The 9,277-nt window shown below is 72.3% G+C and carries 9 protein-coding genes and 2 tRNA genes; 6 read left to right on the plus strand and 5 right to left on the minus strand.

Annotation, left to right across the window (positions count from 1 at the left end):
- Positions 1 to 48: 48 nt before the first annotated feature.
- The 4 genes from ACTWQH_RS32205 to ACTWQH_RS32220 all read right to left on the minus strand — a co-directional run bounded on the left by ACTWQH_RS32205 (position 49) and on the right by ACTWQH_RS32220 (position 1,254).
- Positions 49 to 534: a VOC family protein gene (locus ACTWQH_RS32205; protein ID WP_443290358.1), complete on the minus strand. Its 486-nt coding sequence runs from the start codon at positions 532 to 534 to the stop codon at positions 49 to 51.
- A gap of 123 nt (positions 535 to 657) precedes the next feature.
- Positions 658 to 730, minus strand: a tRNA-Gly gene (locus tag ACTWQH_RS32210).
- 35 nt (positions 731 to 765) lie between these two features.
- Positions 766 to 840 (minus strand) — tRNA-Gly (locus tag ACTWQH_RS32215).
- Positions 841 to 924: 84 nt separating this feature from the next.
- Positions 925 to 1,254 carry a histone-like nucleoid-structuring protein Lsr2 gene (locus tag ACTWQH_RS32220; protein ID WP_443290359.1) on the minus strand — a complete coding sequence of 110 codons (330 nt, stop codon included), beginning with the start codon at positions 1,252 to 1,254 and terminating at the stop codon, positions 925 to 927.
- Positions 1,255 to 1,583: 329 nt separating this feature from the next.
- Here ACTWQH_RS32220 and purS point away from each other — a divergent pair, with 329 nt between their 5' ends.
- From purS to purL, 3 genes are read left to right on the plus strand one after another with little or no spacing between them, the layout of a single operon-like run.
- Complete coding sequence (gene purS / locus ACTWQH_RS32225) at positions 1,584 to 1,895, plus strand: phosphoribosylformylglycinamidine synthase subunit PurS (RefSeq protein WP_443290360.1); 312 nt, start codon at positions 1,584 to 1,586, stop codon at positions 1,893 to 1,895.
- A complete protein-coding gene (gene purQ, locus ACTWQH_RS32230) occupies positions 1,892 to 2,578 on the plus strand; it encodes a phosphoribosylformylglycinamidine synthase subunit PurQ (protein WP_443290361.1) in 687 nt (228 codons plus the stop codon). The genes purS and purQ overlap by 4 nt, the downstream gene beginning before the upstream one ends.
- A 2-nt stretch (positions 2,579 to 2,580) precedes the next feature.
- Positions 2,581 to 4,860, plus strand: a complete 2,280-nt coding sequence (purL, locus tag ACTWQH_RS32235) for a phosphoribosylformylglycinamidine synthase subunit PurL (protein ID WP_443290362.1) — start codon at positions 2,581 to 2,583, stop codon at positions 4,858 to 4,860.
- Positions 4,861 to 4,968: 108 nt separating this feature from the next.
- Here purL and ACTWQH_RS32240 read toward each other — a convergent pair whose 3' ends face one another.
- Entirely contained in the window at positions 4,969 to 5,421 is a 453-nt protein-coding gene (locus ACTWQH_RS32240; protein ID WP_443290363.1) for a YbhB/YbcL family Raf kinase inhibitor-like protein, read from the minus strand.
- Positions 5,422 to 5,555: 134 nt separating this feature from the next.
- Between ACTWQH_RS32240 and ACTWQH_RS32245 the strand changes: the two genes are divergently transcribed.
- The 3 genes from ACTWQH_RS32245 to purM all read left to right on the plus strand — a co-directional run bounded on the left by ACTWQH_RS32245 (position 5,556) and on the right by purM (position 9,179).
- Positions 5,556 to 6,368, plus strand: a complete 813-nt coding sequence (locus ACTWQH_RS32245) for a sterol carrier family protein (protein ID WP_443290364.1) — start codon at positions 5,556 to 5,558, stop codon at positions 6,366 to 6,368.
- A gap of 101 nt (positions 6,369 to 6,469) precedes the next feature.
- Complete coding sequence (gene purF, locus ACTWQH_RS32250; RefSeq protein ID WP_443290365.1) at positions 6,470 to 8,032, plus strand: amidophosphoribosyltransferase; 1,563 nt, start codon at positions 6,470 to 6,472, stop codon at positions 8,030 to 8,032.
- 67 nt (positions 8,033 to 8,099) lie between these two features.
- Positions 8,100 to 9,179, plus strand: coding sequence for a phosphoribosylformylglycinamidine cyclo-ligase (gene purM, locus ACTWQH_RS32255; RefSeq protein WP_443290366.1), 1,080 nt, complete (start codon positions 8,100 to 8,102; stop codon positions 9,177 to 9,179).
- Positions 9,180 to 9,277 lie beyond the last annotated feature (98 nt).

Here is a 9,277-nt window from a genome sequence, read left to right on the forward strand (position 1 = left end):
CCTCCGCCACCCCCGTCGCGGAGGCGGGCGGCCCGGTGCCCAGCGGCGTCACACCGCGTTCGCCGCGTCCTCAAGCGCCTGGATGTCGATCTTCTTCATCCCCAGCATGGCCCTCATCGCCCGCGCCGCCCTGGCCGGATCCTCGTCCGCGATCAGCTCCATCAGCCGCCGGGGCGTGATCTGCCAGGACACCCCGTACTTGTCCTTCAGCCACCCGCACTGCGACTCCTGCCCGCCGCCGGCCGTGAGCCGCTCCCACAGCTCGTCGACCTCCGCCTGCGTCTCGCAGCTCACCTGGAGCGAGATCGCGTCGTTGAACGGGTCGTGCGGGCCGCCGTTGATCGCGCCGAAGCGCTGCCCGGCCAGCTCGAAACTGACGAACAACACCGAGCCCGCCTCGCCCGGCCCGGCCTCGGTGTATCGCTGGACATCCACGATCCGCGCGCCCGGGAAGACAGAGACGTAGTGCCGAACGGCCTCCTCCGCCTCGTTGTCGAACCACAGACAGGGCGTGATCTTCTGCGTGATCTCCATGGAGGGTCCTCCTCGTTTCCCACTCGGTAACGGGTAGACCCCCGGCGCCGCCGGAACTCATCGGCGTGAGGCGAACAAAACAAAGGAGCCCGGTCCGTCAAGGACCGGGCTCCTCATCAAGCGAGCGGACGACGAGATTCGAACTCGCGACCCTCACCTTGGCAAGGTGATGCTCTACCAACTGAGCCACGTCCGCACGACGCACACTGTACCCCAAGCCGGGCCAGCGGCTGGAGCGGGTGACAGGAATCGCACACTGCGCCTCCCTCTTGGAAAGAGGGTGTTCTGCTACTGAACTACACCCGCGTGGCTTCGGGAACCCCCGAAGCGCGCTCCAGACTCTAGCTGATCACCCTGGGGCGCTGGCAAGTCGGCGGCCCTGAGGGAGGCTCAACGAACGGTGGAGTGAGCCTCGTTGAAGGCGTCGTACACCTTCTTCGGGATGCGGCCACGCGCCGGTACCCCCATGCCGTTGGACTCCGCCCAGGCGCGGACCGCCTTCGGGTCGGGAGCCACCTCGGTGTGGTGGAACGCCTTGCCGGACTTCGCCCTCTTGCGCCCCGCCTGCACGAACGGGGCGAGCGTCGTCCGCAGCTTCTCCGCGTTGTGCGAGCTGAGATCGATCTCGTAGCTCTTCCCATCGAGTCCGAAGGCGATCGTTTCCGCCGCTTCCCCGCCGTCGATGTCATCGGAGAGCGTGACCACTACGCGCTGTGCCACGGATATCGGTCCTTTCCGGGAGGATCGCTGCCGTTACGGCGCTGCTCGAACCGCCGCTGACGTGCTGCGATGCAGATGCTCCCAGGGAATGGGAGGAACGTTCTCTCTTTTGTACTGCCTCGTTGGCCCGGTAAAGCGAAATAGCCCCCGCTTCCGAAGCCCTACCCGGGACTTTACTTTTCGCACCTGGATTCTTGGAGGGGTTTTCGCGCCCGAGACCTGAACGTGACCGATCTCGCCAGTTCTACCCGTGTAGACAGCGGCGCCCGGTACGCTGAGCGATGTCAGCGTTCCGCAGCATCAGCCAGCACCAGCGCAGGAGTAACCCCGTGGCTCGCGTCGTCGTCGAGGTCATGCTCAAGCCGGAGATCCTCGACCCCCAAGGCCAGGCCGTGCAGCGAGCCCTCCCCAGGCTCGGCTTCGACGGCGTCCGGCACGTCCGTCAGGGCAAGCGCTTCGAGATCGACCTGGAGGGCCCCGCCGACGCGGCCGCCCTGGCCCGCGTCCACGAGATGGCCGACACCTTCCTCGCCAACACCGTGATCGAGGACTTCCGCGTCATCGCCGTCCACGACTCCCCGGCCGGAACGGCCGGCGCGACCCCCGACGCGGCCCTGGCCGAAAACCGGGAGGCCCGGTGACCACCCGGGTCGGCGTCGTCACCTTCCCCGGCTCGCTCGACGACGGCGACGCCCGCCGAGCCGTCCGCCTCGCCGGCGCCGAGCCCGTCGCCCTCTGGCACCGCGACCGCGACCTGAGCCAGGTCGACGCCGTGATCCTCCCCGGCGGCTTCTCCTACGGCGACTACCTGCGCTGCGGCGCCATCGCCCGCTTCTCCCCGGTGATGGAGACGGTCGTCGAGCAGGCCCGCGCCGGGATGCCCGTCCTCGGCATCTGCAACGGCTTCCAGGTGCTGTGCGAGTCCCACCTGCTGCCCGGCGCCCTGACCCGCAACGACCACCTCCACTTCGTCTGCCGCGACCAGCGGCTGCGCGTGGAGCGCACCACGACCGCCTGGACCGCCGACTACGCCGCCGGTCAGGAGATCACCATCCCCCTGAAGAACGGCGAGGGCGGGTACGTCGCCGACGAGCGCACCCTCGACGAGCTGGAGGCCACCGGCCGCGTCGTCTTCCGCTACCTGGACGTCAACCCCAACGGCTCCCGCCGCGACATCGCCGGCATCTGCAACGAGGCGGGCAACGTCGTCGGCCTCATGCCCCACCCCGAGCACGCCGTCGAGCCGCTGACCGGCCCCGGCACCGACGGCCTCGGTTTCTTCACCTCGGTCCTGACCGCAGCCCTCACGAAGCTGGTCTCCTGACAATGCTCGACACGGTCAAGCACGCCGCCGGCACCCCCGACACCCCTCAGCCCTGGGCCGAGCTCGGCCTCAAGCGGGACGAGTACGAGCGCATCCGCGCCATCCTCGGCCGCCGCCCCACCGGCGCCGAGCTCGCCATGTACTCCGTGATGTGGTCCGAGCACTGCTCCTACAAGTCGAGCAAGGTCCACCTCCGCCAGTTCGGCGAGAAGGCCCCCGCCAGCGACGCCCTCCTCGTCGGCATCGGCGAGAACGCCGGCGTCGTCGACGTCGGCCAGGGCTACGCCGTCACCTTCAAGGTGGAGTCGCACAACCACCCCTCCTACATCGAGCCCTACCAGGGCGCCGCCACCGGCGTCGGCGGCATCGTCCGCGACATCCTCGCCATGGGCGCCCGCCCCGTCGCCGTCATGGACCCGCTGCGCTTCGGCGCCGCCGACCACCCCGACACCCGCCGCGTCCTGCCCGGCGTCGTCGCCGGCATCGGCGGCTACGGCAACTGCCTGGGCCTGCCCACCATCGGCGGCGAGGTCGTCTTCGACGACTGCTACCAGGGCAACCCGCTGGTCAACGCCCTGTGCGTCGGCGTGATGCGCCACGAGGACATCCACCTCGCCAAGGCGTCCGGCACGGGCAACAAGGTCATCCTCTACGGCGCCCGCACCGGCGGCGACGGCATCGGCGGCGTGTCCGTCCTCGCCTCCGAGACCTTCGACGACAGCGGAAAGCCGGCGAAGCGCCCCTCGGTCCAGGTCGGCGACCCCTTCCAGGAGAAGCTGCTCATCGAGTGCACCCTGGAGGTCTTCGCCGAGAAGCTGGTGACCGGCATCCAGGACCTCGGCGGCGCCGGCCTGTCCTGCGCCACCTCCGAGCTGGCCTCCGCCGGCTCCGGCGGCATGCGCGTCGACCTCGACGCCGTGCCCCTGCGCGACAGCTCGCTCACCCCCGAGGAGATCCTCATGAGCGAGTCGCAGGAGCGCATGTGCGCCGTCGTCGCCCCCGAGAACGTCGACCGCTTCCTCGCCATCTGCGAGAAGTGGGACGTCATCGCCACCGTCATCGGCGAGGTCACCGACGGGGACAGGCTGGAGATCTACTGGCACGGCGAGCAGATCGTCGACGTGCCGCCGCGCACCGTCGCGCACGAGGGCCCCGTCTACGAGCGGCCCTACGCCCGCCCCGCCTGGCAGGACGCCCTCCAGGCCGACGACCCCGCCCGCCTGCCCCGCCCCGCGACCCCGGCGGAGCTGCGCGAGCAGGTGCTGGCGTTGATCGCCTCTCCGAACCAGGCCGCGAAGTCCTGGGTCACCGACCAGTACGACCGGTACGTGCTGGGCAACACCGTCCTCGCCCAGCCCGAGGACGGCGGCGTGATCCGCGTCGACGAGGAGACCGGCCTCGGCGTGGCGCTGGCCACCGACGGCAACGGCCGCTACGCCAAGCTCGACCCCTACGCCGGCGCGCAGCTCGCCCTCGCCGAGGCGTACCGCAACGTCGCCGCCACCGGCGCCCGCCCCCTGGCCGTCACCGACTGCCTCAACTTCGGCTCCCCCGAGGACCCGGCCGTGATGTGGCAGTTCGCCGAGGCCACCCGGGGTCTCGCCGACGCCTGCCGGACCCTGGGCACCCCCGTCACCGGCGGCAACGTCTCCCTCTACAACTCCACCGGCGAGGCCGCGATCCACCCCACCCCCGTCGTCGGCGTCCTCGGCGTCATCGACGACGTCACTCGCCGCACCCCCCTCGCCTTCCGCGAGCCGGGCCAGCAGATCTACCTGCTGGGGGAGACGGCCGAGGAGTTCGGCGGCTCGGCCTGGTCCCAGGTGGTCCACGACCACCTCGGCGGCCTGCCGCCCCGCGTCGACCTGGAACGCGAGCGCCTGCTGGCCGACATCCTGATCGCCGCCTCCCGCGACGGCATGATCGACGCCGCGCACGACCTCTCCGACGGCGGCCTGATCCAGGCCGTGGCCGAGTCCTGCCTGCGCGGGAACGCCGGCGCCCGGCTCGTCGTCCCGGACGGGCTCGCGCCCTTCACCTTCCTCTTCTCCGAGTCCGCCGGCCGCGCCGTCGTCGCCGTGCCGCGCGCGGAGGAGCAGCGTTTCACCGACATGTGCGCCGCCCGTGGCCTGCCCGCCACCCGCGTCGGCGTCGTCGACGGGGACGCCGTCGAGGTCCAGGGCCAGTTCACGCTCCCCCTCGCCGAGTTGCGCGAGGCGCACGAGCGCACGCTGCCGGAGCTGTTCGGCGTCACCGACGAGCCGATGGCAGGCGCCGGCTGAGCGATCCGCCGACACGCCGACAGGAGTCGCGGGTGCCGCGGGTGTCGCGGTGGCCCAGGTGCGCCGCGCGCGCGTGATCCTCGGTCTGTGGGCGGGCGACCGCTTCCTTCACCTCTGGTACAGGCCGACCATCGTGCCGCTGGCGCTCTGCCGCTTGTCCACCAGCTGGTGCACCTCGTCGGCGGAGGCGTGCTGCGGCACGGTCACGTGCTCGGGCAGGGCGTACAGCCGGAACATGTAGCGGTGCGCCTCGTCCCCGGCCGGGGGCCGGGGGCCGCCCCAGCCGCGATCGCCGAAGTCGTTGGTGTGCGGCTCGCCGCCGGGCGGGAGCTGGTCGGCGCCCATCCCGCGGGACTGCGGGTCGATGCCCGTGACCAGCCAGTGCAGGAACCGGCCCGAGGGTGCGTCCGGGTCCTCGCAGAGCAGCACCATCTCCCGCGTGCCCTCCGGCGGGCCCGACCACTGCAACGGCGGTGAGACGTCCTGGCCGTCCTTGGTGTACCGGCGGGGGATCGGCGTGTGATCGGTGAATGCTTCGCTGCGCAGTTCGATACCAGCCATGCGGCTGGGGTACCCGGCGCGGCCCTGCCGATTCACCTGGACCGAGCCCGTTTCCCGCGCGATCCTCGTGGCCATTCCGCCTCTCACCGGCCGCGACGCCTCCCGCCCCCCGCGTTCGTCGTAAGCTCCCTCACATGTCGTCTGGTGTCGTCCGGCGCAAGCCCCGCGCCTACCACCCCGAGCGGGTCGGGGACGCCCTGCTCGCGCAGGTCGAGAGCGTCCGGCTCGCCGCGCAGCAGCTCTCCCCGGAGCAGCAGGCCAAGCCCTCCCCGATGCCCGGCTGGGACGTGCGCACGCTGCTGGCCCACATCACCGGGCAGATCGACGCCCTGCCCCGGCTGCTGGCCGAGCCCGCGCCCATCGCCACCCGGCCGGAGGCCGACCTCAACCAGTGGGCCGTCTCCACCGCCGGCATCGCGGACGACCTGGACGAGATGACCCGCCGCGCCGCCGCCGCGACGCCCGACCAGGTGGCCGCCATCGACGCCGCCGCCGAGGAGCTGGACGCGGTGCTGGAGACCGCGATCCGCGAGGACCTGCTGGTGCCGCACCGCTTCGGCGCCATGCGGGCGCTGGACTTCACCGTCACCCGCGTCGTGGAGCTGCTGGTCCACAGCGACGACCTGGCCCGCGCCACCGGCGTACCGGTGCGTCTTGACCGGCAGGCGCTGGCCATCACGGTCCGGGTGCTGGCCGACGCCCTCGCCGCGAAGGCGCCCGGCGCCTCCACCGAGCTGCGCGTCCCGCCCTTCGCCGCGGTCCAGTGCCTGCCCGGACCGCGTCACACACGCGGCACCCCGCCCAACGTCGTCGAGACCGACCCCCTGACGTGGGTACGCCTGGCCACCGGCCGTGCGACCTGGGCGGCGGCCACCGCGACCGGCCGCGTCAAGGCCTCCGGCGAACGGGCGGCACTGCTGGCCGACCAGCTCCCCGTCCTGGGCTGAGGCGCCTGAGGCGCCTGAGGCGCCGAGGAGCGGGCGGGTGGGGCGTGTCTCACACCCGCAGGGGTTCCCGCAGCATCCCCTCCCTGGCCTAGACTCGACCTGTGCCACGTGGTGACGGACGACTCAACCACGACCTCAGCCCCGGTTCCGCCGCCAGAGAGCAAGGCGAGCAAGGCCCCAGGGACGCCTGCGGCGTCTTCGGAGTCTGGGCCCCGGGTGAGGAGGTCGCCAAGCTCACCTACTTCGGGCTCTACGCCCTCCAGCACCGCGGCCAGGAATCCGCCGGTATCGCGGTGAGCGACGGCTCCAAGATCCTCGTCTTCAAGGACATGGGTCTGGTCTCGCAGGTCTTCGACGAGACCTCGCTGCGCTCGCTGACCGGCCACCTCGCCGTCGGCCACACCCGCTACTCCACGACGGGCGCCCCCACCTGGGAGAACGCCCAGCCCACCTTCCGCGCCACCGGCCACGGCTCCATCGCCCTCGGCCACAACGGCAACCTCGTCAACACCACCGAGCTCGCCGGCCTGGTGGCCGCGCTGCCCGGCGAGCGCCGCGCCACCACGGCCCCGGCCGCGACGAACGACACCGATCTCGTCACCGCCCTGCTCGCCGGCCAGACCGACGAGGACACCGGCGCCCCTCTGACCGTCGAGGAGGCCGCGCCGCGCGTGCTGCCCCAGGTCCAGGGCGCGTACTGCTTCGTCTTCATGGACGAGCACACCCTCTACGCCGCCCGCGACCCGCAGGGCATCCACCCGCTGGTCCTCGGCCGCCTGGAGCGCGGCTGGGTGGTGGCCTCCGAGACCGCCGCCCTCGACATCGTCGGCGCCTCCCTCGTCCGCGAGGTCGAGCCGGGCGAGCTGATCGCCATCGACGAGAACGGCCTGCGCTCCACGACCTTCGCGGAAGCAAAACCGCGCGGGTGCGTCTTCGAGCACGTCTACCTCGCCCGCCCCGACACCCACATCGCCGGGCGCAGCGTCTACCTCTCCCGCGTGGAGATGGGCCGCAGGCTCGCCGCCGAGGCCCCGGCCGAGGCCGACCTGGTGATAGCGACCCCGGAGTCCGGCACCCCGGCCGCCATCGGCTACGCCGAGGCCAGCGGCATCCCCTACGGCGCGGGCCTGGTGAAGAACTCCTACGTCGGCCGTACCTTCATCCAGCCGAGCCAGACCATCAGGCAGCTCGGCATACGGCTGAAGCTCAACCCCCTCAAGGAGGTCATCCGGGGCAAGCGCCTGGTCGTCGTCGACGACTCGATCGTGCGCGGCAACACCCAGCGCGCCCTGGTCCGCATGCTGCGCGAGGCGGGCGCCGCCGAGGTCCACGTCCGCATCAGCTCGCCGCCGATCAAGTGGCCGTGCTTCTTCGGCATCGACTTCGCCACCCGCGCCGAGCTGATCGCCAACGGCCTGTCGGTCGAGGAGATCGGCGCCTCGCTGGGCGCGGACTCGCTGGCGTACATCTCGCTGGACGGGATGACGGAGGCCACCACGATCGACAAGTCCCAGCTGTGCCGGGCCTGCTTCGACGGCGAGTACCCGATGGCCCTGCCCGACCCCGCCGGGCTCGGCAAGGACGTGCTGGAACAGCCGCACCGGCAGCCGCTGCCGCTGCTGGCCACCGGCGCGGGCGCCTCCGACGCGCTCCGCCGCCCGTAGCCGTCGTCCGCAGCCGTCCCGCAGCCCGTCCGCAGCCGTCCGTAACGAGAGAGTCCTCAGAATCCCCATGAACGACGACCAGGCACCCGGTGCCAGCTACGCCGCCGCCGGCGTGGACATCGCCGCGGGCGACACCGCCGTCGAGCTCATGCGCAAGTGGGTCGCCACCGCCCAGCGGCCCGAGAGCGTGGGCGGCCTCGGCGGCTTCGCCGGGCTCTTCGACGCCTCCGCCCTGAAGCGCTACCGCCGCCCGCTCCTCGCCTCCGCCACCGACGGCGTCGGCACCAAGCTGGCCATCGCCCAGCGGATGGACGTCCACGACTCCATCGGCCGGGACCTGGTGGCGATGGTCGTCGACGACCTGGTCGTCTGCGGCGCCGAACCCCTGTTCATGACCGACTACATCTGCGTCGGCAAGGTACGCCCCGACCGCGTCGCCGCGATCGTCAAGGGCATCGCCGAGGGCTGCGCGCTGGCGGGCTGCGCGCTCGTCGGCGGCGAGACGGCCGAGCACCCCGGGCTGCTAGGGCCCGACGAGTACGACGTGGCCGGGGCCGCGACGGGCGTGGTCGAGGCCGACGGCCTGCTGGGCCCGGACCGGGTCCGCGCGGGCGACGCCGTCCTGGCGCTCGGCTCGACGGGGCTTCACTCCAACGGGTACTCCCTGGCCCGCCACGTCTTCCTGGAGCGCGCCGGATGGGCGCTCGACCGGCGGGTCCCGGAGCTCGGCCGCACGCTGGGCGAGGAGCTGCTGGAGCCCACCCGCATCTACGCCCTCGACTGCCTGGCGCTCGCCGACGAGCCCGGGGTCCATGCGTTCGCCCACGTCACGGGGGGCGGGCTGGCGGGGAACCTCGCCCGCGTCATCCCCGCGGGGCTGGCCGCGCACATCGACCGCGGCTCGTGGACCCCGCCGCCGGTGTTCTCCGTTCTCGCAGGGCTCGGTGGAGTCGAGCGGGAGGAGATGGAGCGCACGTTCAACATGGGCGTCGGGATGGTGGCGGTGCTGCCGGTGGACGCGGTGGAGGCGGCGATGGCGGTTCTGGAACGCCGGGGCGTGCCCGCGTGGGTCGCGGGCGAGATCACCGCCCGCGACGACGCGAACGACGCCGAGGCCGTCACCCTGTCCGGCGACTACGCGGCCTGAGGCCCCAAGCCGAGGGCTCCGCCCCCGGACCCCGGCCGCCCACACCCCGGCACCCCACCCTGCGGTTGGGCGCCGTCGTGAGGTGCGGCTCCTTGGCC

The organism is Streptomyces sp. 6N223 (assembly GCF_052246635.1).
GTDB lineage: Bacteria > Actinomycetota > Actinomycetes > Streptomycetales > Streptomycetaceae > Streptomyces.

Coding starts and splice junctions, on each gene's coding strand:
- ACTWQH_RS32205 (WP_443290358.1), bottom strand. CDS start 534: ATGGAGATCACGCAGAAGATCACGCCCTGTCTGTGGTTCGACAACGAG.
- purL (WP_443290362.1), top strand. CDS start 2,581: ATGCTCGACACGGTCAAGCACGCCGCCGGCACCCCCGACACCCCTCAG.
- ACTWQH_RS32240 (WP_443290363.1), bottom strand. CDS start 5,421: ATGGCTGGTATCGAACTGCGCAGCGAAGCATTCACCGATCACACGCCG.
- ACTWQH_RS32245 (WP_443290364.1), top strand. CDS start 5,556: ATGTCGTCTGGTGTCGTCCGGCGCAAGCCCCGCGCCTACCACCCCGAG.
- purM (WP_443290366.1), top strand. CDS start 8,100: ATGAACGACGACCAGGCACCCGGTGCCAGCTACGCCGCCGCCGGCGTG.